The following is a 20,711-nucleotide window of genomic DNA, read 5'->3' as shown; positions in this document are numbered from 1 at the left end:
GGGGCGGGGAGTCGGCCGACGGCCGTCTTTGACGCAACTCTGATGCGCCGGTCGGCACAACCCTGATGCGCTGGTCCGGGCCCTGCTCGGCCCTGCGCTCGGCTCAGTGCTCGACGATCCCTCCGTCGCACAGCTCCAGGATCCGGTCGGCCAGGTCGAGCGGGGTCGCCCGGGAGGGGGCGACCAGGACCGTCACCTGTTCGCCGCGGACGAGCGTGTGCAACAGCTCCATCAGGGCACGGCCGGTCCCCGCGTCGAGTCCAGCCGCGAACTCGTCGGCGACGAGGAGCGCGGGGTCGCCCGCGAGGGCGCGCGCGATCGCCACGCGCTGTTGCTGCCCGCCGGTGAGCTCCCCGGGTCGGCGCGCCGCGTGGTCGGTGAGCCCGACCAGGGTGAGCAGCCGTGCGATCCGCTCCTCGCGCGCGTGCTCCGCGACCCCGCGCAGCCGCAGCGGCACACCGACGTTCTCGGCGACGGTGAGCAGCGGGATGAGCCCGAGGGGCTGGAAGACGAAGCCGATCCGTTCCCGGCGCAGTTCCAGCAGGCCGTCCTCGCCGAGCCCCTCCAGTGCGTGCCCGTCGACGGTGATCCGCCCCGCGTCCGGTTCGTCGAGCCCGCCGACCAGGTTGAGGAGTGTGGTCCTGCCTGACCCGGGGCGGCCGGTGAGGGCGACAAGTTCACCGCGCGGCACGTCGAAGGAGACTCCGCGCAGGGCGGGTACGACGTCGGCTCCACCGCCGTACCAGCGATGCACGTTCTCGACGCGCACCATGGTCTTCGTGGCGACCTCGACCTGGCTCATGTCCCTCCCCGGTCAGCCGGGCGATTGCCTCCCCCGCCGATCGGGCGCCCCGGTGACGACACCGGGGCGCCCGGCCGGAGAGGGCGTCAGTTGGGGTTGTCCCCGTCGGTGAGAGTCTCCCAGGCGACGAAGAGGTTGTTGCTGCCGGACGGCCGGTTCTGCTCGGTTAGCTTCTGGGTGTTGGTCATGGCGATGCCCAGGCGATTGTGCAGGGCGTTGTAGCCGGTCTCGGTCACCGGACCCAGCCCGAGGGTGAGGGAACCACCACACAGCCAGCTCGGCACCGCCTCGCCCAGCTGGTACTTCGACTGGAATCCGAGCGCCTGCCGCAGCCGCTCGCCGACATCGGTGCCGTACAGGTCCTCGCCCTGGATCCGGCTGGTCTCGGCGATGTGCGAGATGGCCGAGATGCCGTACCCGGTGTGCGTGAAGTCGCGGCAGGTCTCCTGAGTGAGCCCGGTGACGAAGGTGGACTGCCCCTGCCAGTAGTTGACGATCTTCGCGGTGGTGTCGAGGTTCTGGCTCGGCACGGTCTTGGGCAGCGCGCCGTCGGAGGAGAGGTAGATGTACGCGGCCGCACGGGTCCGGAACTTCGCGATGGCCTTGTCGTACGACGTCCGGTCCTCGAGGAAGACGGAGATGCCGACGGCGGCCTCCATCATCGACAGTTCCCAGTTGCCGTTGGAGTTGGAGCCGTTGATGACCTCGGGGAGGTAGACGGTGCGCAGCATGGTCGCGAAGCGGCCGGAGTTGGCCCAGGTGCCGGTGTAGGTGTACTTGATGAGCTCGGCGGCCTTGGGCCAGGAGGAGCCGGCCCAGCCGGTCTGAAGGGGCGCGTTGCTGTTGGTGTGCTCCTTGATCACGGCCGACCAGGCGTCCATCAGGGCGATCGACTTCTTCGCGTACCGGTCGTCGCGGGTGATGTACCAGGCGAGGGCGTCGGTGTACGCGGCTATCGCGTCCTCGCGCTCGTCCGTGCAGCCGTAGTTGGGGTTGGAGTAGGAGCCGCACTCCACGGTCGCGCGGGGCTTCGGGACGCGGTTCAGGTCGGCGTACTTGCTCGCCATCATCTGGTCGTACGCGGCCTTCCAGGGCTGGGCCCCGGCGTTGACCTTGGTGCGGGCGAAGTCCAGCTGGCTCTTGGAGACCGTGACTCCGGGGTGCGCGAAGGTGACGGGGGCGGCGTCAGCCTGTCGGGCGGCTGGCCAGACGAGGGCGCCCGCGACGAGGGCGGTGACGGTGGCGAGGAGTGCGGTACGGCGCATGGTGGGGGGCCATCCGTTCTCGTATGTGAACGATGAACGCCTGCATGAACATAGGCGCTGGGCCGAGACCATAGGTACAGACCAACTGGCCGTCAAGGGATCTCGCACGAGAACCCGCCGCGGGTCCGCGCACACGAAAAAGCCGCACCCCGTGGAGAGGCGCGGCCCTTTCATGCCGTGTGGCTGTTCTGCCCGCGGAGCGTCCGGCCCTGGAGCTGTTCTGCCCGCGGAGCGTCCGGCGAACAGGCTCTAGCGGACCTCGGTGATCTCCGGTCCGCGCTGCAGTTGTCCCATGCCTCCGGAGAAGCGGGAACCGCTCTGCTCCTCCTGCTGGACACCCTCGGGCACCATCTGCGCGTCGTTCGGCAGCTTCAGGACGATCGGGTCGCGCGGGGCCATCGGGCCCTCACCGCGTACGACGACCGTGTCCCGGAAGATCTGCTCCAGCAGGCCCGCGGCCTGCGGCTGCACGGCGCCCTGCCCGGAGATCACTCCACGCAGGAACCAGCGGGGCCCGTCCACGCCGACGAACCGCACGACCTGGAAACCACCCGTGCCGTCCGGCAGCTGCACCGGGACCTGCGCGCGCAGCTCCCATCCCAGCGGGCCCTCGACCTCGTCGATGACACCGCCCTGCTGGGTGATGCCGCTGGCGATCTCCTCGCGCACCTCGCCCCAGATGCCCTCACGCTTGGGGGCGGCGAAGGCCTGCAGCTGGATGGCGCTGTCCTTGAGGACGACGGTGGCCGCGACGATCGCGTCGCCCGCGACCTCGACCCGCAGCTCCATGCCGTCGACTCCGGGCACGAAGAGACCACCCAGGTCCACGCGGCCCTCGGCGGGGTCCCGCACCTCCGAGTCGTCCCAGGGTCCGTCGGGCCGCGGCTCCGGCTCGAGCCTCACGCGCTCCCGCTCCGCCTCGTCCGCCTCAGTGTCGACACTGTCGACGACCTGCTCGGCCTCGCCCGCCGCGTCCTCGGCGGCACTGCCCTTCTTGCGACGTCCGAACACGTCACTGTCCTTCCCGGTCGGATACGACCGAAGCGTATCGATTCCCACCCGTTGTGCCGCCCACGGCGGCATGACCGCCAGTGGACCCGAAGCCCCCTGCGGCCCGCGCCGAGTCGGGAAGTTCCGCGACCTCCTGGAAGCGGACCTTCTCGACCTGCTGGACGACCAGTTGAGCAATCCGGTCGAAGCGCTCGAACCGCACCGACTCGCGCGGGTCGAGATTCACCACGATCACCTTGATCTCCCCACGGTACCCGGCATCAACCGTCCCCGGGGCATTCACGAGGGCGACACCGCAGCGGGCGGCAAGCCCGGAACGCGGGTGCACGAAGGCCGCGTACCCCTCGGGCAGCGCGATGGACACACCCGTGGGCAGTACGGCGCGCTCGCCCGGCTTCAGTTCACGGCTCTCGGTGGTACGCAGATCGGCTCCGGCGTCACCCGGCTGCGCGTACTCGGGAAGCGGTACGTCCGGGTCGACGCGGCGGATCAGCACGGCGAGTTCTTGACGGGGCTCGCGGGTCACGGGTTCACCTCGAAAGCACGGGCACGGCGGATCTGGTCCGGTTCGTTCATGGCCGCCCGGATCTCCTCCGGGCGGCCGTTGTCGATGAAGTGGTCGACCTTGACCTCGACGAAGAGGGCGTCCGCGCGAACGGCGACGGGCCCGTCGGGGCCACCGATCCGCCCGGTGGCGGTCGAGTAGATCTTGCGGCCGGCCACCGCCGTGACCTCGGCCTCCAGATACAGCACCGTGTCCACGGGGACGGGCAGGACGAAGTCGGTCTCCAGGCGGCCGGTGACCGCGATGGTGCGCAGCAGCCAGTTCAGCGAGCCGAGCGTCTCGTCGAGGGCGGTGGCGAGCACTCCGCCGTGCGCGAGCCCCGGGGCGCCCTGGTGGGCGGGCCGTACCGTGAACTCCGCCGTGACGCTGACGCCCTCCCCCGCGCGGGCCTCCAGGTGCAGTCCGTGCGACTGCTCCCCGCCACACCCGAAACACTGTTCGTAGTGGGCGCCGAGGAGCTCGCCTGGGGCGGGCGCGTCGGGGTGCCGCACCGGCGCGACGGCGTCGGCGGGAGGCTGCAGAGCTGCGGAAGTACGACTCACAGCCGCAGACCTTACCCGCGCGTCCACCAAGTCTTCGCACCGTGCCAAGCTTGGCTTCATGCAGCTCTCCGCCTCCCCGTACGAAGAACGCCTCACCGCCCCCCGCAGCTGGTGGGCGATCTGCTTCCTGATCGGGATAGCGATGGCCCTGGTCTTCCTCCCCTTCGGCACGCTGCCGCTGCTGGGCGCGCTGGTCGGCGGCACCGCGGTCTCGGCGGTCGTGGCGAGCGCGTACGGGTCGATCCGCATCCGGGTCGTCGGTGACTCCCTGATCGCGGGCGAGGCGAAGATCCCGGTCGCGGCCCTGGGCGACGCGGAGATCATGGACCAGGAGGAGGCGCGCGCCTGGCGCACGTACAAGGCGGACCCGCGCGCCTTCATGCTGCTGCGGGCCTACATCCCCACGGCCCTCCGCGTCCAGGTCACCGACCCGGCCGACCCCACGCCGTACCTGTACCTGTCGACGAGGGAGCCGGAGCGCCTGATTGCGGCACTCGAGGCGGCTCGGGCCACGGCGTAGGGACACCGGAATCAGAGGCGCTTGCGAAGAGGAAGTCGCGCCCCGAACACCACGGCGCGCGACCGTGCGCCTTGGGGGTAGCGGTTACGCACCGGCGCACACCGCTCCACAGGCAGTGCGCCTCCACATCCAGTGCTCCCGGCCCACCACGAGCCGGTGACCCCCACGAGCCGGAGATCCTCACGAGCCGGTGCCCCTGCCCCGTCGCTCGTCCCGACTCGGCGGGCGGGCGGTGCCGGGCGGGGCTCAGTGCCCCAGTTCCTTGGGGATCTCCCCCATCCGCAGGGGATCCGCCGGCTTCTCCAGGGGCGGCAGCTCCGCAAGCGCGTCCCACGGCACCTGGGACTTGCGCAGGTCCTTGCGGATACGCGCCGCCAGGCGTTTGGTGTCCCGGCGGTTCATGACCGCTCCCACCGCCGCGCCCACCATGAACGGCATCAGGTTCGGCAGATCCCGGACCATGCGTTTCATGATCTGCTGGCGCAGCTCACGCTTCATCTGGCCGCCCAACGCGGCGTTGATCGTCGACGGTTTGGTCACGTCGATCCCGCGCTCGGAGGACCAGGAGTTCAGATACCCGGTACTGCGCTGTTTGAGGTTGCCCGGCGGCCGAAGGCCATAGACCTCGTGGAGCTCGGCGATCAGCTTCAGCTCGATCGCGGCGACGCCGGTGATCTCCGCGGCCAGCTCGGTCGGCATCGCGGGCGGCACCGGCAGCATCGCGGCGGCGCCGATCCCGGCGCCCACCGTGGACGTCGCGTTGGCCGCACCCACGACGAGCTTGTCCGCGAGCTGTTCGGGGGTGAGTCCCGGGAACTGCCTGCGGAGGGTCGCCAGGTCCCGTACGGGTACGCGCGGCGCGATGTCGATGATCCGGTCGGCGAGGTGGGACAGGCCCGCCTTGGCCCTGCTGCCGCCCTTCTGGACGCCCTTTCTGACCCCGTCCCGAAGGCCGGCCGCACGGCGGCCGGTGGCGGGAACGGCGACGTCCGCCGGAACCGAACCGTCGGACGGTTCCGGATCGCCGGCCGGCTTCACCATGCCGGCCCGCTCGAAGGCGCCTGTCGGCGCTGTGGCGGGCGCCCGCTCGAGCGAGGCTGATCCTGGTCGGGAAGAGCCCCGCTCGTCGTCACGCACGCCTTCAGGGCCGTCTGAGGGCCCTTCGTCCGCTGCCCGTGAAGGGAAGCGGCGCTTCCAAGGTGGGGTCGAGCCAGTCACGGCCGACCCTGCCTCAGTCGCAGTCGCGGCAGATCGGCTGACCGTTCTTCTCGCGGGCCAGCTGGCTGCGGTGGTGCACCAGGAAGCAGCTCATGCAAGTGAACTCGTCCTGCTGCTTGGGCAGCACCCGGACGGCCAGCTCCTCGTTCGAGAGGTCCGCTCCGGGAAGCTCCAGGCCTTCTGCGGCCTCGAACTCGTCTACATCGACAGACGACGTGGACTTGTCGTTCCGGCGAGCCTTCAGTTCTTCAAGGCTGTCCGAGTCGACGTCGTCGTCGGTCTTGCGTGGGGTGTCGTAATCCGTTGCCATGTCGCTCTCCCCCTCTGGGTGTCTGCGGTGTCTCAGCGCACGTAACGCGTGAGAGGCCGGACTTGTGCCCGACCTGAGGCGGAGATTTTGCCTCACATCAAGGTCTGTTACTCAATCGACACCCAACCGGACTCCTCATGAGTGATCGGCTTGGATGGCGATGCGGACCGTACACGGTCCGAAGGGCCCACTTCAAAGGCGTCCCACCGTGTACTTCCCGTGATCTAGACCCCCGAAAACCCGGATTTTCCCGGCTTTACGACAGCCTGCGTGACCACGGAGAGTAGATGGCCAGAAATTCGCCCTTGTGATCGATCACACACGAGTCTCCCGGATGGGCGACCAGAAAATTCCGCGCAAAGCGAACATCGCCGCGTGTCCGCGACATGTTCTCAGATGGGCAGGGTGACGCGCATCACGAGCCCACCCCCCTCGCGCGGCTCTGCCGCGATATGGCCCCCGTGTGCGCGGGCCACCGACCGGGCGATGGAAAGGCCGAGGCCCACGCCCTTGTCGCTGCCGGTGCGCTCCGTGCGCAGCCGCCGGAAAGGCTCAAAAAGATTGTCGATCTCGTACGCGGGAACCACCGGACCCGTGTTCGTGACCACCAGTACCGCCTGGCCGTGCTGGACCTGTGTCGTGACCTCGACCCAGCCGTCGTCCGGCACGTTGTACCGCACCGCGTTCTGGACGAGGTTCAGGGCGATCCGCTCCAGCAGGACGCCGTTGCCCTGGACGACCGCCGCGGCGCGCTCCCCGCGGATCGCCACACCCTTGGCCGCGGCCTCGGCGTGCACCTGGTCGACGGCCTGTGTGGCGACCTCGGCGAGATCCACGGGCTTGCGCTCGACGATCTGGTTGTCGCTGCGGGCGAGCAGCAGCAGTCCCTCGACGAGCTGCTCGCTGCGCTCGTTGGTGGCGAGCAGCGTCTTGCCGAGCTGCTGGAGCTCCACCGGGGCTCCGGGGTCGGACAGGTGCACTTCGAGGAGCGTGCGGTTGATCGCGAGCGGGGTGCGCAGTTCGTGCGAGGCGTTGCCGACGAACCGCTGCTGGGCGGTGAAGGCCCGCTGCAGCCGCTCCAGCATGTCGTCGAAGGTGTCCGCCAGCTCCTTCAGCTCGTCGTCCGGGCCGTCCAGCTCGATCCGCCGGGACAGGTCCGAGCCCGCCACCGCGCGCGCGGTGCGGGTGATCCGGCCGAGCGGCGACAGGACGCGGCCCGCCATCGCGTAGCCGAAGGCGAAGGCGATGATCGCGAGGCCGAGCAGGGCGAGCAGGGAGCGGCTGAGCAGGTCGTCCAGGGCCGTCTGACGCTGGTGGTCGATGCAGTTGCTGATCGCGACGTTGAACTCGTCGAGTGACAGGTTGCCCGCCTGGACGGCGGGGCAGTTGTCGCTGCTCACCTTGATCGACGTGCCACTGACGATCTTGAAGAGCGGCTCGGCGCCCGTGTTCAGGGCCTGCGCCGCGAGCAGATAGATGATCGACAGCAGCATGATGCCGGCGATCAGGAACATGCCGCCGTACAGCAGCGTGAGCCGTATCCGGATGGTCGGACGCAGCCAGGGGAACGGAGGCTCCGCCCTTCTGGGGTCCCAGGTGGGCTTCGGAGGCGCCGTGGGGGGCGCGGGAGTCGTGGCCACCGCGGATCAGATCCGGTACCCGGAGCCGGGCACGGTGACGATGACCGGGGGTTCCCCGAGCTTGCGGCGCAAGGTCATGACGGTGACGCGGACGACGTTGGTGAAGGGGTCCGTGTTCTCGTCCCAGGCCTTCTCCAGGAGCTGCTCGGCGGAGACGACGGCGCCCTCGCTGCGCAGCAGCACCTCCAGGACGGCGAACTCCTTGGGCGCGAGCTGGACCTCCTTGCCGTCGCGGAAGACCTCGCGCCGGTTGGGGTCGAGCTTGATCCCGGCGCGCTCCAGGACGGGTGGCAGCGGCACGCTCGTACGACGCCCGAGAGCACGCACGCGTGCCGTCAGCTCGCTGAACGCGAACGGCTTGGGGAGGTAGTCGTCGGCGCCGATCTCCAGGCCCTCGACACGGTCGCTGACGTCGCCGGAGGCGGTGAGCATCAGCACGCGCGTGGGCATGCCGAGCTCGACGATCTTGCGGCAGACGTCGTCGCCGTGCACGAGCGGGAGGTCGCGGTCGAGGACCACCACGTCGTAGTCGTTGACGCCGATGCGCTCCAGGGCGGCCGCACCGTCGTACACGACGTCGACGGCCATGGCCTCCCGGCGCAGTCCGGTGGCCACCGCATCGGCGAGCAGCTGCTCGTCCTCGACGACGAGTACGCGCACGTCGCTTGTCCTTCCTCTGTCCACCCGCGTTGCGCCTCTTCGGCACACGTGAGCAGGGGGGTCTGTCATGGGTGAGGCCTCCATCCTGCCCTTTTCGGCCATAAACCGGCTGTAAGGCGGGTGAGAGGCGACCAGTACGACGGTCTCGGGGCCCGGGAATGCGAGATTTTCTCGCCGGGTTGAGGTTTCCACGGAAGGGAGCGGGGGGTAGGACGGCTTTACACCCCGCGATCACGCTCTGCATGTGGCAAGCCACCTTGTGGTACGTCCAACCGCTTCCGCAGAGCGGGCGTGGGTGTCCGGCACCGTCGCCGCCCAGCCCGGGCAGCGCTGGGCACCCTCTGGAGACGTGATCGCCCCTTCCCAACGGCACACCCCCGTGCCACCGACCCACGACCCAGGACGAGGGGGCGCAGCATGGACGCATTCACCGCAGGACTTCTGCAGCGCATAAGGGCGACCGAGTCCGACCTGACGCGGGCTCGCGAAACAGGCGACGACTTCCTCGCGGAGGTCGAGCAGGCCGAGCTCGAGGACCTGCGCCGCCTTGCCGCCGAGCACGGTGTGGAGGTCGGCGCGTCGCGCGTCTGAGCAGTTCGTACGAGAGCGGGGCCCCGGCATCGATCCAGTGCCGGGGCCCCGCTCCGTTGTTGTGCGTACCGAATCCCGTAGCCGCTGTACGCGCCGGGAGCAGCGGGTGCCGTACGGAGCGGGAACGGTGGGTGTCCTCAGTCGTGCCAGGCGCCGAATTCCTCCAGAAGCCGCTGGAGGGGCTCGAAGACGCCCGGGGAGGCCGCGACCGCCAGAGCGCCCCCGGGGCGCTCTCCGGGGCGTCCACCGGTCAGGGCGCCCGCCTCACGGGCGATCAGGTCGCCCGCCGCGAGGTCCCAGGGGTGCAGACCGCGCTCGTAGTAGCCGTCGAGGCGGCCCGCGGCGACGTCGCACAGGTCGACGGCCGCCGAACCGCTGCGCCGGATGTCGCGCAGCAGGGGGATCAGCCGGTGGGCGACCTCGGCCTGGTGGACCTTGACCTCGGTCACGTAGTTGAAGCCGGTCGAGACCAGGGCCTGGTCCAGGGGCGGCGACGGGCGGCAGGACAGCCGGCGCTCGCCGACCCAGGCCCCGCTGGCCCGGGCGCCCCTGCCGCGCACGGCGCTGTAGGTCTCGCCGCGCATCGGTGCCGCGACGACTCCGACGACGGTCTCGCCGTTCTGTTCGGCCGCGATGGACACAGCCCAGGTCGGCAGCCCGTAGAGGTAGTTCACCGTGCCGTCGAGCGGGTCGACGACCCAGCGGATGCCGCTGGTGCCCTCGCTGGAGGCGCCTTCCTCGCCGAGGAAGCCGTCGTGGGGGCGGTGCTGGGAGATCAGGTCGGTGATCAGCTTCTCGGCGGCGATGTCCATCTCGGTGACGACGTCGATCGGGCTGGACTTGGTGGCGGCGACCGTGAGGTCCGCCGGGCGGCCGTCCCTCAGCAGCTCGCCGGCACGGCGGGCGGCGTCGTGGGCGAGCTGGAGCAGTTCGGCGTGCAGGGGCTCGATCAAGGGGCTCCTCAGGCGTATGGGCTGTCGGCGCCCGCGGCGGCGGGCTTGGGGGCGCGGGCCGGGCAGCAGCCCACAGGGCACAGGCCGTGGCTCGCGCCGAGCGCGCCCAGGGCGCAGGGTGTCACCTGGAGCCCGTTCTCCGTCGCGGCACGCTCCAGGACGAGGTCGCGGATCGCCGCGGCGAAGCGGGGGTCGGCGCCCACGGTGGCCGAGCGGCGCACGGGCAGGCCCAGCTCCGCCGCCTTGGCCGTCGCCTCCGCGTCGAGGTCGTACAGCACCTCCATGTGGTCCGAGACGAACCCGATGGGGGCCATCACGACGGCCGGGACCCCGGCCCCGTGCAGCTCCTCCAGGTGGTCGCAGATGTCGGGCTCGAGCCACGGGATGTGCGGGGCTCCGGAGCGCGACTGGTACACGAGCTGCCAGGGGTGCTCGATCCCGGTCTCCTCGCGCACGGCGTCGGCGATCAGCTTCGCCACGTCCAGGTGCTGCTCGACGTAGGCGCCGCCGTCGCCGTGATCCTCGGCCGGGCCGGAGGTGTCGGCGGCCGCGATGGGGATGGAGTGCGTGGTGAAAGCGAGATGCGCGCCCGCCCGTACGTCCTCGGGGAGTTCGGCGAGGGACTTCAGGACGCCCTCGATCATGGGCTCCACGAAGCCGGGGTGGTTGAAGTAGTGCCGCAGCTTGTCGATCTTCGGCAGCTCCAGGCCCTCGGCCTCCAGGGCCGCCAGGGCGCCGGCGAGGTCCTCGCGGTACTGCCGGCAGCCCGAGTACGAGGCGTACGCGCTGGTGGCGAGGACGAGGACGCGGCGGCGGCCGTCGGCGACCATGTCGCGCAGGGTGTCGGTGAGGTACGGCGCCCAGTTGCGGTTGCCCCAGTACACGGGCAGGTCCAGGCCGTGGTCCGCGAAGTCCTTGCGGAGGGCGTCGAGCAGGGCACGGTTCTGGTCGTTGATCGGGCTGACCCCGCCGAACAGGAAGTAGTGCTGCCCCACTTCCTTCAGCCGTTCCTTGGGGATGCCTCTCCCCCGCGTCACGTTCTCCAGGAACGGAACCACGTCGTCCGGGCCCTCGGGGCCGCCGAACGAGAGCAGGAGCAGGGCGTCGTAGGGGGTGGCATCGAGCACATCTGGCATGGGTCCGATCCTGCCATCCGCCGCTGACAGCCGGACAACAGCCACATGACAAGCGGAATCGGGAAGTGCGCGAGGTAGTGCGTTAGGGTCACCTAACCCGTAAGCTGTATCGGCCATCTACACGCCTTACCGGAGTCCGGCCGCACGCAGTGACCGTGCGGCCGGGCCGAGCCCACCGGAGACCCTTCGTGCCCAGCCCGTACCGCGCCCTGTTCGCCGCCCCCGGCTCCAAGGGCTTCTCCGCCGCGGGCTTCCTCGGCCGGATGCCCCTGTCGATGATGGGCATCGGCGTGGTGACGATGATCTCCCAGCTCACCGGGCGGTACGGGCTCGCGGGCGCGCTGTCGGCGACCATGGCGCTCGCGGCCGCGGTGATGGGCCCGCAGGTCTCCCGGATGGTGGACCTGCACGGCCAGCGGCGGGTGCTGCGCCCCGTCACCCTGTTCGCGCTCGTGGCGGCCGCCGGGCTGCTGTTGGCCGCGCGCTTCGAGTGGCCGGACTGGGTGCTGTTCCTCTGCGCGGCCGGGATCGGCTGTGTCCCGAGCATCGGTGCGATGATCCGGGCCCGCTGGGCGGCCCTCTACGGAGGCACCCCGCAGTTGCACACCGCGTACTCGTTCGAGTCCGTGGTGGACGAGATCTGCTTCATCTTCGGGCCGATCTTCTCCATCGGCCTGTCCACGGTGTGGTTCCCTGAGGCCGGGCCACTGCTCGCCGCCTGTTTCCTGGCGGTGGGCGTCTTCTGGCTGACCTCCCAGCGCGCGACCGAGCCCGTGCCGCACCCGCGTGAGCACCACACCAGCGGTTCGGCGCTGCGCGCGGCCGGACTCCAGGTCCTGGTGGCCACGTTCGTGGCGACCGGAGCGATCTTCGGGGCCGTGGACGTGGTCACCGTGGCCTTCGCGGAGGAGCAGGGCCACAAGGGCGCCGCGAGTGTGGTTCTGGCCCTCTATGCGGCGGGTTCCTGCGCGGCGGGAGCCGTGTTCGGACTGCTGCACTTCAAGGGGGCGCCCGAACGTCGGTGGCTGCTGGGCATATGCACCATGGCCGTGAGTATGATCCCCCTGCTACTGGTCGGAAACTTGCCGTTTCTGGCCGTGGCGCTGTTCGTTGCGGGCCTGTCCATCGCTCCCACGATGATCACGACGATGTCCCTCATCGAACAGCACGTACCACGCGCGAAACTGACCGAGGGCATGACCTGGGTGAGCACCGGACTCGCGGTCGGGGTCGCGCTCGGCTCCTCCGTGGCCGGCTGGGTGATCGACGCCGCCGGTGCGAAGGCCGGGTACGGGGTTCCGGCGGTGTCCGGAGCCGTCGCGGTCGCGGTCGGATTCCTCGGGTATCGCCGGTTGAGCAGGCCGGTTCCGCAGCGGGAGGGGACCCATGAGCACCACAGTGAGCGGGAAGAGCGGCACGTGGCGTAACTGGGCGGGGAACGTCACCGCCCGTCCCGTACGGGAGGTCACCCCCGCTTCGGTCGAGGAGCTCTCCGCGGCCGTACGCAAGGCTGCCGACGATGGTCTGAGGGTCAAGGCCGTCGGCACCGGGCACTCCTTCACCGCCGCCGCCGCGACCGACGGCGTGTTGATCCGCCCTCAACTGTTGACCGGCATCCGCAATATTGATCGCGCGGCCGGGACCGTCACCGTTGAGGCGGGCACCCCGCTCAAGCGTCTCAATGTGGCTCTCGCGCGCGAGGGGCTGTCGCTCACGAACATGGGCGACATCATGGAGCAGACGGTCTCGGGCGCGACCAGCACCGGAACGCACGGCACGGGCCGCGACTCGGCCTCGATCGCCGCGCAGATCAAGGGACTTGAGCTGGTCACCGCGGACGGTTCGCTCCTCACCTGCTCCGAGGCGGAGAACCCCGATGTCTTCGCGGCGGCCCGGGTGGGCATCGGCGCCCTGGGGATCGTCACCTCGATCACCTTCTCCGTAGAGCCCATTTTTCTGCTCACGGCCCGCGAGGAGCCGATGACCTTCGACAAGGTCACCGCCGACTTCGACGAACTCTTCACCGAGAACGAGCACTTCGAGTTCTACTGGTTCCCGCACACCGGCAACTGCAACACCAAGCGCAACAACCGCAGCGCCGGCCCCGAGAAGCCGATCGGGCAGATCGGCGGCTGGATCGAGGACGAGTTTCTCTCCAACGGGGTCTTCCAGGTGGCCAATCTGGTCGGCCGTGCCGCGCCCGCGACCATCCCGGCGATCGCCAAGATCTCCAGCCGGGCGCTGTCCGCGCGGACCTACACCGACATTCCCTACAAGGTCTTCACTTCTCCGCGCCGGGTGCGCTTCGTGGAGATGGAGTACGCCGTTCCGCGCGAGGCGCTCGTCGAGACGCTGCGCGAGTTGAAGACGATGGTCGACCGCTCGTCCCTGCGGGTCAGCTTCCCCGTCGAGGTGCGCACCGCCCCCGCGGACGACATCGCGCTCTCCACGGCGTCCGGGCGGGAGAGCGCCTACATCGCCGTCCACATGTTCAGGGGTACGCCCTATCAGGCGTACTTCACCGCGGCCGAGCGGATCTTCACGGCGCACGAGGGCCGCCCGCACTGGGGCAAGGTCCACACCCGCGACGCGGAGTACTTCTCGAAGGTGTATCCGCGTTTCGGCGAGTTCACGGCGCTGCGGGACCGTCTTGACCCGGATCGCCGCTTTGGGAACGACTACTTGCGTCGGGTGCTGGGCTCGTAGACGAACCGTCCGTGGGCGCCGGGGTGTCGGCCGGTGCCTGCGAAGCGGCACCGGAACTCGGCGTCGGTGCAGGGGACGTGGCACGGCCGTCACCCTGAGTGGTGCCGGCCCCGGCGCCGTCCTCGGCGCCGGAAGTGCCGTCGGTCGCCGACGGCTCACTCGACGAGGACCCGCTCGAAGGCGTCGTGCCGGGCCTTGAATGGGAGCCGGAGCCACTGCCCTTGAGGGCGTCACCGACGGTGGTGCTCGTGCCGGCGCCGCTGAAGCTCTGCCCCGACACCAGCTCGTACGTCGTGATCCCCGCCATCGTCACGCCGAAGACGAGCGCCGCCGCGACCACCGGCCGCTTCCAGCTCTTGACCCGGGCGCGATAGACGGTGCCCTCGGTGAACGCCCCCGGTACCGGAGCCTGCCCCAGCTTCGGCTTCGCCTGGACCGTGACATCACGGAGCTGTTCGCCGGTGCGCTTGAAGAAGTGCTGGAAGACGGTGCCTCCGCAGGTGGCGATCGCGCTGACCACTCCGGCGCCCAGGATCGTCCCGTACACCCCGAAGTAGGAGGCGAGTTTGGCCGCCACCACCGCGGCCACGGCGCTGCCCGCAACTTGCGGAAGGCTCAGGTCCACCCGCTTCCTCCTCGGTGCCCCTTCCTTTGCCCCCGGTTCCTCGCCGGTATCCGACCTCTCGCGCATCCCCGGACCTTGCCTGCCTTTCCCGTACTTCTCGACCGCTTGCACGAGAAAGGGACGGACGGGCGAAACGTTTAGTTCCGTTTCTGGCGATTCCGTGAAGTACGACACGTTTCAAGGTCACCAATACGGCACAGCGGACGGCCAACTACCACCCCTCACTAGAAGTTGGGCGGCGTGCCGATCCACGCACATGGCCCGAATGGAGTACTGTTGCGAGCCCTGGGTCCGGACTCCCGCCAGGGTGTCCGGGGCCTGACAGGACCGCCGGGAGGGGGCTCGTTGCACAGGGTGATGGAGTTCGTCACTTAGCGTTGCGAATAGGTAACCGTGCCATAACGGCGACCCCGGGCCCGTGCCCGACACGCCGGGCAACTCGGCAAGGTTGTGGCAGGCTGCACCCGGGCAGGCCACACTCGACTAGCGGAAGCAGCGACGCACGTGACGTCGGCAGGCACCACCCGGGAGGTCCCCATGCCCGAACTGCGTGTCGTGGCCGTCTCTAACGACGGCACACGGCTGGTGCTGAAGGCTGCGGACAGCACGGAGTACACGCTTCCGATTGACGAGCGTCTGCGCGCCGCTGTTCGCGGCGACCGTCCCCGCCTCGGCCAGATCGAGATCGAGGTGGAGAGTCATCTCCGCCCCCGAGACATCCAGGCGCGTATACGTGCCGGCGCCTCCGCGGAGGAAGTCGCCCAGCTCGCGGGAATCCCCGTCGACCGGGTCCGTCGCTTCGAGGGCCCCGTGCTCGCCGAGCGCGCCTTCATGGCCGAGCGGGCCCGGAAGACTCCTGTCCGCCGCCCTGGTGAGAACGCCGGACCCCAGCTCGGCGAGGCCGTCCAGGAACGGCTGCTGATCCGGGGCGCCGAGAAGGACACCGTCCAGTGGGATTCGTGGCGTCGTGACGACGGCACGTGGGAAGTGCTGTTGGTCTACCGGGTCGCGGGCGAGCCGCACTCGGCGAGCTGGACGTACGACCCGCCCCGGCGGCTCGTCCAGGCCGTCGACGACGAGGCGCGCTCGCTGATCGGCGAGTCCGACGACCTCGCGGCGCCCGAGCCGAGCTTCCCGTTCGTCCCGCGTATCGCACGGCTGCCGCGCGACCGCCCGCTGGACCGTGCCCTGGACCGGCAGATGGAGCGCCCGAGTCTGCCCGGGCCTTCCCCCGAGCCGATCGAGGAGAGCGTGAGCGACCGCGACTCGCTCACCAGTCTCCTGGAAGCGGTGCCCAGCTTCCGGGGCGACATGGTGGTGCCCGAGCGGCCCGCCACCGCGGAGCTTCCGGCGACGGAGGAGCCACCCACCGAGCCCGAGGCGGAGGAGCCCCCGGCCCCCGCGGCCTCGGCCGGTGCCGGGTCCGCCTACGCGGACGTGCTCATGCCCCGCTCGGTCGGCAGCCACCGCGACCGTCTCGTCGGCGCGACCGACCGCCAGGCCGAGGCCGACGGCGTCCGCCCGGGCCGCAGAGCGGCGGTCCCGAGCTGGGACGAGATCGTCTTCGGGACGCGACGAAAGAAGCAGGACTAGTCAGTTGTACGGCATCGGGGCCCACGCCACGCTGGAGCGGGCCCCTTTGCCGTTACTCGGAGTCGGGGCCCACCGCGACGTACCGTTACTGGGGGTCGGGGCCCACCGCGACCGGACGACCGCTGTCCCGCGACCACTCCGACCAGGAACCCACGTACAGCGCGGCCGGGATGCCCGCGACGGCGAGCGCCAGCACCTCGTGGGCGGCGGACACGCCCGAACCGCAGTAGACGCCGACCTCCGAAGTGCCGGTCACGCCGAGGGACTTGAAGCGCTCCGCGAGCTCACCCGATGGCCGGAACTCGCCGGTCTCCGTGACGTTCTCCGTGGTCGGCGCCGAGACCGCACCCGGGATGTGCCCGCCCACGGGGTCGATCGGCTCGACCTCGCCCCGGTAGCGCTCCCCGGCCCGGGCGTCGAGCAGCAGCCCCGTACGGGCGAGCGCGGCGGCCCCGTCCGCGTCCAGCAGCGGCCGGGAGCCCGCGACCGGCTCGAAGGTTCCGGGGGTGGGCTCGGGGACCTCCGAGGACACCGGCCCGCTCCAGGCGGCCAGCCCGCCGTCAAGCACGCGCACCGACGGATGCCCCGTCCAGCCCAGCAGCCACCAGGCCCGCGCGGCGGCCCAGCCCACGCCGCCGTCGTACACGACGACATCCCGGTCCGCGGACACCCCGGCGGCCCGCATCGCCTCGCTGAAGACCTCCAGGTCGGGCAGCGGATGGCGGCCGCCTTCGCCCGGCTCCCCGGCCAGTTCGGCATCCAGGTCGACGAAGACCGCGCCGGGGATGTGCCCTGCCGCGTAGGCGGCCCGGCCGTCGAAGGGGGCGGCTCCGGCGGCTGTCGCCGTGGAGAGCTGCCAGCGGATGTCGAGCACGACCGGCGGGTTCGGTCCCACCAGATCGCTCGCGAGTTCGGATGCGGAGATGATGGCGTTCATGGCCACCATCCTTGCGTACGGGGTGGCCCCGGCGTCCAGGTCCGGCTACTCTGCTCGGCCGGACAGGTCCGATCACCCGGCGTACGGGATCGGGCACATGCTGTACAGCCGATGGACACTCCCCGGCAATCGCGCGGAAACGGATGGGAAACGGCTCATCGGGCATTCTCCGGCAGTGGACCACTACACGATGACGCCGCCGGGGCGCGCAGGGTGACGGGTGGTGCGAGCATCGGCACGGGGCGTGCACGCGCGCGATTGCGGTACGCGGTTGGTAGGCGGAAGGTGAACGGCCACCGCGAGGGGCCGAGAAGAGAGTGACGATGACCGAGGCACGGGAGTCGGCCGGCCCGAACGGCACCACGAACGCTCGGCACGCACCCGGCGTGCCCTGCTGGGTGAGCCTGATGGTGCACGGAATGGCCACGACCCAGGAGTTCTACGGAGAGCTGTTCGGCTGGGAGTTCCAGCCGGGCCCGCGGCAGCTCGGCCCGTATGCGCGGGCCCTGCTCGACGGCCACGAGGTGGCGGGAATCGGCCAGATGCCACCCGACCGGCATCTGCCGATCGCCTGGACGCCGTACTTCGCCTCGGAGGACGTGAACCACACCGCCGAGTCGGTACGGCACTGCGGCGGCACCGTGGGCGTGGGTCCCCTGGACGCCGGAGAGGCCGGGCGGCTGCTGATCGCCTCGGACCCCACGGGCGCCGTCTTCGGGGTCTGGCAGGCGGCGGCCCACCTGGGCACGGCGCTCCACGGGGTGCACGGCACCCCCGCCTGGATCGAGTTGGTGACCCGCGACACCGAGAGCGTCGTCAAGTTCTACCAGGGGGTCTTCGGACACGAGCCGGAGCCGGTCGTCTCGGCCGACTTCGACTACATGACCCTGCACGTCGCCGGCCGCCCGGTGGCGGGCATGCACGGCGTCGGCCACGGCCTGCCCCGCGACCGCGGCCCGCACTGGCTGACGTACTTCGAGGTCGCGGACGTGGACGAGGCCGTCACCCAGGCCACCGACCTCGGCGGACACCTCCTCAAGGCGGCCCACGACTCGCCCTACGGACGGGTGGCCACGGTGGCGGACCCGGAGGGCGCGGTGTTCTCGGTGATCCGCACCGAGCGATGACGCACGCTGCGCGCTGAGAGTCAGGCGGAGGCGATCGGCAGTACGTCGGGTGAGAGGGCGCTCGCGCGGGCCGTCGCCGCCGTCATCCGGCGCCGGTGGTGTCGACGGCACAGGACCTCGTAGCCGATGTCCTCCGCCTGATTGACGTCGCCGATGACCACCTGGGCGCCCTCGACGACCATTTCGCCGCCTATCGTGCGGGCGTTGTGGGTGGCTCGGGCACCGCACCAGCACAGGGCCTCGACCTGGAGGACCTCGACCCGGTCGGCGAGCTCCACGAGGCGCTGGGAGCCGGGGAAGAGCTTGGAGCGGAAGTCGGTGGTGATGCCGAACGCGAAGACATCGACCCCCAGGTCGTCGACCACCCGGGCCAGCTGGTCGATCTGGCCGGGGGCCAGGAACTGCGCCTCGTCCGCGATCACGTAGTCCGCCCGGCCGCCCTGGGAGAGGTGGTCGACGAGGTACCCGTACAGGTCCTGGTCGTCCGCGACCTCCACGGCATCCGTGACCAGGCCGAGGCGCGAGGAGAGCTTGCCCTCCCCCGCGCGGTCGTCGCGCGTGAAGATCATGCCCTGCAGGCCCCGGGCCGAGCGGTTGTGCTCGATCTGGAGAGCCAGCGTCGACTTCCCGCAGTCCATCGTTCCGGAGAAGAACACCAGCTCGGGCATGGGGAGTTGAGCACCTTTCGGCAAGAAGGGAGGCGGGCGGAGGAGAGCTGGGCGGGGAGCGTCAGGTACGCACTTCCAGGAGCGGAACGTGCTGCTCCACCGGCGCCATCGAACCGTGGTTGCCGACCATCGCCGACTCCTTCGGCTCCCGCTCGGTCGCGACGATCAGGACGTCGTCGCAGGCCGCCGCCACGACGTCGCCGATCCGGGCGTACACCCGTTCGTCGACCTGAGGCCCGAACCAGCCCGCCGCGATCGCCTCGTCGCGTGAAGCCACCCAGAACTGCTCGCCGAGCACCTCGCGCCAGCAGGTCAGGACGTCCGCCTCGGCACCCGGGACGGCGTACACATGCCGGGCCCGGGCCTCGCCGCCCAGCAGGGCGACTCCCGCGCGCAGCTCCCAGTCCTCGTCGAAGTCGATGCGGTGCTGCTCGTCGAAGGGGATGTCGATCATGCCGTGGTCGGCGGTGATGTACAGCGCCGAGCGCGGCGGCAGTTGCTCCGCGAGGCGCTGGACCAGGCGGTCGACGTACATCAGCTGACCGCGCCAGGGGTCCGAGTCGACGCCGAAGCGGTGGCCCTTGCCGTCCACCTCGGCGTAGTAGGTGTACACCAACGAGCGGTCGCCGGCGGCCAGTTGTTCGGCCGCGAGGTCCATGCGCTCTTCGCCGGACAGCCGCCCGTGGAACGTTCCGCCACTCAGGGCGATCTTCGTGAGCGGGGTGTTCTGGAAGGTCGGGGACGTGACCTGGGCCGTGTGCACACCCGCCGCGTCCGCGAGCTGGAAGACGGTGGGGTACGGCTGCCAGGCGCGGGGTTCCGTCCAGGGACTCCAGCGCAGCTGGTTCATCAGCTCACCGGTCCTCGGGTTGCGCACGGTGTAGCCGGGCAGGCCGTGCGCGCCGGGCGGCAGGCCCGTGCCGACGGAGGCCAGGGAACTCGCGGTGGTCGCCGGGTAACCGGCGGTGATCGGGCGTCCGGTGCCGCCGCGCGAGCTGCCGAGGAGGGAGCTCATGAAGGGGGCCTCGTCCGGGTGCGCCTTCAGTTGCTCCCAGCCGAGACCGTCGATCAGGAAGACGCAGTTCCGGTCGGCCTCGGTCAGTTCCGGTATGGCGGTGGTCATGCCGGGGACGCCCATGCCGGCGGCGAGCGTGGGCAGCAGATCGGCGAGCGAGCCCGCGCCGTACTCGGGGACGGGCGCGGAATCGATGGCCAGCGGTTCCGGGTGGTCCCAGGTGGGCAGCGCCATCAGCGGGCGATGTCCGCGGTCGCCTCGGAGAGGGACTGCGCGAAGGCGAGGGCCTGGCGCACCGTCTCCGGGCCGTCCCCGGCCTCGCTGACGCGCAGGCTCAGGTCGTCCGCCGTCGAGCTGCCCGTGTAGCCGTGGTCCGCCTCGCAGTTGGGGTCGCCGCAGGCCGCGGGCTCCAGGTCGATGCGGGAGACCGCGCCCCAGCCGATGGTCAGGACGACCTCGCGGGGCGGCGTGCCCGGCGTGTACGACTCGGGGTTGGCGACGACCCGGCTGACGACGACCGACGAGATCCGGCCGAGTTTCACGGACTCGGTCGAGGTCGTGGCGTAGGGCGTCGGTGAGGTCGTGTCCGCGTTCTGCTCGTCGGTGTGGCTCACGATGAAGCGGTTGCCGGTAAGGACGAGCACGGTCACGTGCCGGCGCACCTCGTTGGCGTCGAACGTCGTCTCCTGGTGGACCAGGTACGACCGGATGGTGTCGCCGCCGATCGCGGCCTCCACCGCCTCGGCCACGAGGGCCGGGTAGTAGCCGCTGCGCTCGATCGCCGCTCGCAGCCCCTGGGTCGTCGTACTGGTCTTGGCCATGACGTC

At 70.5% G+C, this 20,711-nt stretch carries 22 protein-coding genes; 6 read left to right on the top strand and 16 right to left on the bottom strand.

Translation table 11 applies throughout. From position 1 onward, the window contains the following. Nucleotides 1-103: 103 nt before the first annotated feature. The 5 genes from ACZ69M_RS40200 to ACZ69M_RS40180 form a co-directional block, all read right to left on the bottom strand. Nucleotides 104-802: an ABC transporter ATP-binding protein gene (locus tag ACZ69M_RS40200; RefSeq protein WP_470057887.1), complete on the bottom strand. Its 699-nt coding sequence runs from the start codon at nt 800-802 to the stop codon at nt 104-106. 86 nt (nt 803-888) lie between these two features. Continuing rightward, nucleotides 889-2,067, bottom strand: coding sequence for an alginate lyase family protein (locus tag ACZ69M_RS40195; protein WP_470057885.1), 1,179 nt, complete (start codon nt 2,065-2,067; stop codon nt 889-891). A 249-nt stretch (nt 2,068-2,316) separates the two neighbouring features. Next, nucleotides 2,317-3,078, bottom strand: coding sequence for a DUF3710 domain-containing protein (locus tag ACZ69M_RS40190; RefSeq protein ID WP_266430079.1), 762 nt, complete (start codon nt 3,076-3,078; stop codon nt 2,317-2,319). Nucleotide 3,079: 1 nt separating this feature from the next. Beyond that, nucleotides 3,080-3,604 carry a dUTP diphosphatase gene (dut, locus tag ACZ69M_RS40185; RefSeq protein WP_054229931.1) on the bottom strand — a complete coding sequence of 175 codons (525 nt, stop codon included), beginning with the start codon at nt 3,602-3,604 and terminating at the stop codon, nt 3,080-3,082. Further along, nucleotides 3,601-4,185, bottom strand: coding sequence for a PaaI family thioesterase (locus ACZ69M_RS40180; protein ID WP_470057882.1), 585 nt, complete (start codon nt 4,183-4,185; stop codon nt 3,601-3,603). The genes dut and ACZ69M_RS40180 overlap by 4 nt, the downstream gene beginning before the upstream one ends. A 58-nt stretch (nt 4,186-4,243) precedes the next feature. On the opposite strand from ACZ69M_RS40180, the gene ACZ69M_RS40175 reads away from it, so the two are divergent. Beyond that, entirely contained in the window at nt 4,244-4,705 is a 462-nt protein-coding gene (locus tag ACZ69M_RS40175; protein ID WP_067375327.1) for a DUF3093 domain-containing protein, read from the top strand. 246 nt (nt 4,706-4,951) lie between these two features. Here ACZ69M_RS40175 and ACZ69M_RS40170 read toward each other — a convergent pair whose 3' ends face one another. The 4 genes from ACZ69M_RS40170 to ACZ69M_RS40155 all read right to left on the bottom strand — a co-directional run bounded on the left by ACZ69M_RS40170 (nt 4,952) and on the right by ACZ69M_RS40155 (nt 8,533). Continuing rightward, nucleotides 4,952-5,923, bottom strand: a complete 972-nt coding sequence (locus ACZ69M_RS40170) for a hypothetical protein (protein ID WP_470057880.1) — start codon at nt 5,921-5,923, stop codon at nt 4,952-4,954. A 13-nt stretch (nt 5,924-5,936) separates the two neighbouring features. Continuing rightward, entirely contained in the window at nt 5,937-6,233 is a 297-nt protein-coding gene (locus tag ACZ69M_RS40165; RefSeq protein ID WP_003997302.1) for a DUF4193 domain-containing protein, read from the bottom strand. 392 nt (nt 6,234-6,625) lie between these two features. Then, nucleotides 6,626-7,873, bottom strand: coding sequence for a sensor histidine kinase (locus ACZ69M_RS40160; protein WP_352051145.1), 1,248 nt, complete (start codon nt 7,871-7,873; stop codon nt 6,626-6,628). A 6-nt stretch (nt 7,874-7,879) separates the two neighbouring features. Continuing rightward, on the bottom strand, nt 7,880-8,533 hold the full coding sequence (locus ACZ69M_RS40155; protein WP_010983842.1) for a response regulator transcription factor: 654 nt from the start codon (nt 8,531-8,533) through the stop codon (nt 7,880-7,882). Between the two features lie 417 nt (nt 8,534-8,950). Here ACZ69M_RS40155 and ACZ69M_RS40150 point away from each other — a divergent pair, with 417 nt between their 5' ends. After that, a complete protein-coding gene (locus ACZ69M_RS40150) occupies nt 8,951-9,124 on the top strand; it encodes a hypothetical protein (protein ID WP_165854003.1) in 174 nt (57 codons plus the stop codon). 137 nt (nt 9,125-9,261) lie between these two features. On the opposite strand, the gene ACZ69M_RS40145 is transcribed toward ACZ69M_RS40150, so the two are convergent. Next, nucleotides 9,262-10,077: an inositol monophosphatase family protein gene (locus tag ACZ69M_RS40145; protein WP_470057877.1), complete on the bottom strand. Its 816-nt coding sequence runs from the start codon at nt 10,075-10,077 to the stop codon at nt 9,262-9,264. Between the two features lie 8 nt (nt 10,078-10,085). Then, nucleotides 10,086-11,213, bottom strand: coding sequence for a ferrochelatase (locus ACZ69M_RS40140; RefSeq protein WP_470057875.1), 1,128 nt, complete (start codon nt 11,211-11,213; stop codon nt 10,086-10,088). 188 nt (nt 11,214-11,401) lie between these two features. Between ACZ69M_RS40140 and ACZ69M_RS40135 the strand changes: the two genes are divergently transcribed. Both ACZ69M_RS40135 and ACZ69M_RS40130 read left to right on the top strand, forming a co-directional pair. After that, nucleotides 11,402-12,640 carry an MFS transporter gene (locus tag ACZ69M_RS40135; RefSeq protein WP_470057873.1) on the top strand — a complete coding sequence of 413 codons (1,239 nt, stop codon included), beginning with the start codon at nt 11,402-11,404 and terminating at the stop codon, nt 12,638-12,640. After that, the gene (locus tag ACZ69M_RS40130) at nt 12,600-13,919 is read left to right on the top strand and encodes a D-arabinono-1,4-lactone oxidase (RefSeq protein WP_470057871.1); all 1,320 of its coding nucleotides are present in this window, start codon (nt 12,600-12,602) and stop codon (nt 13,917-13,919) included. Before ACZ69M_RS40135 ends, ACZ69M_RS40130 begins: the two co-directional genes overlap by 41 nt. On the opposite strand, the gene ACZ69M_RS40125 is transcribed toward ACZ69M_RS40130, so the two are convergent. After that, entirely contained in the window at nt 13,843-14,610 is a 768-nt protein-coding gene (locus tag ACZ69M_RS40125; protein ID WP_470057869.1) for a hypothetical protein, read from the bottom strand. The two genes, ACZ69M_RS40130 and ACZ69M_RS40125, sit on opposite strands and share 77 nt — an antisense overlap. Before the next feature lie 471 nt (nt 14,611-15,081). Here ACZ69M_RS40125 and sepH point away from each other — a divergent pair, with 471 nt between their 5' ends. Beyond that, nucleotides 15,082-16,137: a septation protein SepH gene (gene sepH / locus ACZ69M_RS40120; protein WP_097224578.1), complete on the top strand. Its 1,056-nt coding sequence runs from the start codon at nt 15,082-15,084 to the stop codon at nt 16,135-16,137. Between the two features lie 85 nt (nt 16,138-16,222). Here the strand turns inward: sepH and ACZ69M_RS40115 are convergent, their stop codons facing one another. Next, nucleotides 16,223-17,074 carry a sulfurtransferase gene (locus ACZ69M_RS40115; protein WP_470057867.1) on the bottom strand — a complete coding sequence of 284 codons (852 nt, stop codon included), beginning with the start codon at nt 17,072-17,074 and terminating at the stop codon, nt 16,223-16,225. 323 nt (nt 17,075-17,397) lie between these two features. Here ACZ69M_RS40115 and ACZ69M_RS40110 point away from each other — a divergent pair, with 323 nt between their 5' ends. After that, nucleotides 17,398-18,201, top strand: a complete 804-nt coding sequence (locus ACZ69M_RS40110; protein ID WP_470057865.1) for a VOC family protein — start codon at nt 17,398-17,400, stop codon at nt 18,199-18,201. Nucleotides 18,202-18,221: 20 nt separating this feature from the next. On the opposite strand, the gene ACZ69M_RS40105 is transcribed toward ACZ69M_RS40110, so the two are convergent. The 3 genes from ACZ69M_RS40105 to ACZ69M_RS40095 form a co-directional block, all read right to left on the bottom strand. Continuing rightward, entirely contained in the window at nt 18,222-18,869 is a 648-nt protein-coding gene (locus tag ACZ69M_RS40105; protein ID WP_470057863.1) for a thymidine kinase, read from the bottom strand. A 61-nt stretch (nt 18,870-18,930) separates the two neighbouring features. Further along, entirely contained in the window at nt 18,931-20,118 is a 1,188-nt protein-coding gene (locus tag ACZ69M_RS40100) for an alkaline phosphatase family protein (RefSeq protein WP_470057862.1), read from the bottom strand. Further along, nucleotides 20,118-20,705, bottom strand: a complete 588-nt coding sequence (locus ACZ69M_RS40095) for a DUF5998 family protein (protein ID WP_470057860.1) — start codon at nt 20,703-20,705, stop codon at nt 20,118-20,120. The genes ACZ69M_RS40100 and ACZ69M_RS40095 overlap by 1 nt, the downstream gene beginning before the upstream one ends. Nucleotides 20,706-20,711: the final 6 nt, after the last annotated feature.

The sequence above is a fragment of the Streptomyces sp. NPDC107454 genome (assembly GCF_055582885.1).
The sequence above is the reverse complement of the archived record's forward strand: the minus strand, read 5'-3'. Positions and strand labels throughout refer to the sequence as shown.

What these genes read in the sequence shown, in the direction of transcription:
- ACZ69M_RS40200 (WP_470057887.1), bottom strand. Translation starts at nt 802, where the DNA reads ATGAGCCAGGTCGAGGTCGCCACGAAGACCATGGTGCGCGTCGAGAAC.
- ACZ69M_RS40195 (WP_470057885.1), bottom strand. Translation starts at nt 2,067, where the DNA reads ATGCGCCGTACCGCACTCCTCGCCACCGTCACCGCCCTCGTCGCGGGC.
- ACZ69M_RS40130 (WP_470057871.1), top strand. Translation starts at nt 12,600, where the DNA reads ATGAGCACCACAGTGAGCGGGAAGAGCGGCACGTGGCGTAACTGGGCG.
- ACZ69M_RS40095 (WP_470057860.1), bottom strand. Translation starts at nt 20,705, where the DNA reads ATGGCCAAGACCAGTACGACGACCCAGGGGCTGCGAGCGGCGATCGAG.
- ACZ69M_RS40115 (WP_470057867.1), bottom strand. Translation starts at nt 17,074, where the DNA reads ATGAACGCCATCATCTCCGCATCCGAACTCGCGAGCGATCTGGTGGGA.
- ACZ69M_RS40100 (WP_470057862.1), bottom strand. Translation starts at nt 20,118, where the DNA reads ATGGCGCTGCCCACCTGGGACCACCCGGAACCGCTGGCCATCGATTCC.
- ACZ69M_RS40125 (WP_470057869.1), bottom strand. Translation starts at nt 14,610, where the DNA reads ATGCGCGAGAGGTCGGATACCGGCGAGGAACCGGGGGCAAAGGAAGGG.
- sepH (WP_097224578.1), top strand. Translation starts at nt 15,082, where the DNA reads ATGCCCGAACTGCGTGTCGTGGCCGTCTCTAACGACGGCACACGGCTG.
- ACZ69M_RS40150 (WP_165854003.1), top strand. Translation starts at nt 8,951, where the DNA reads ATGGACGCATTCACCGCAGGACTTCTGCAGCGCATAAGGGCGACCGAG.
- ACZ69M_RS40175 (WP_067375327.1), top strand. Translation starts at nt 4,244, where the DNA reads ATGCAGCTCTCCGCCTCCCCGTACGAAGAACGCCTCACCGCCCCCCGC.
- ACZ69M_RS40140 (WP_470057875.1), bottom strand. Translation starts at nt 11,213, where the DNA reads ATGCCAGATGTGCTCGATGCCACCCCCTACGACGCCCTGCTCCTGCTC.
- ACZ69M_RS40165 (WP_003997302.1), bottom strand. Translation starts at nt 6,233, where the DNA reads ATGGCAACGGATTACGACACCCCACGCAAGACCGACGACGACGTCGAC.
- ACZ69M_RS40105 (WP_470057863.1), bottom strand. Translation starts at nt 18,869, where the DNA reads ATGCCCGAGCTGGTGTTCTTCTCCGGAACGATGGACTGCGGGAAGTCG.
- ACZ69M_RS40110 (WP_470057865.1), top strand. Translation starts at nt 17,398, where the DNA reads ATGACCGAGGCACGGGAGTCGGCCGGCCCGAACGGCACCACGAACGCT.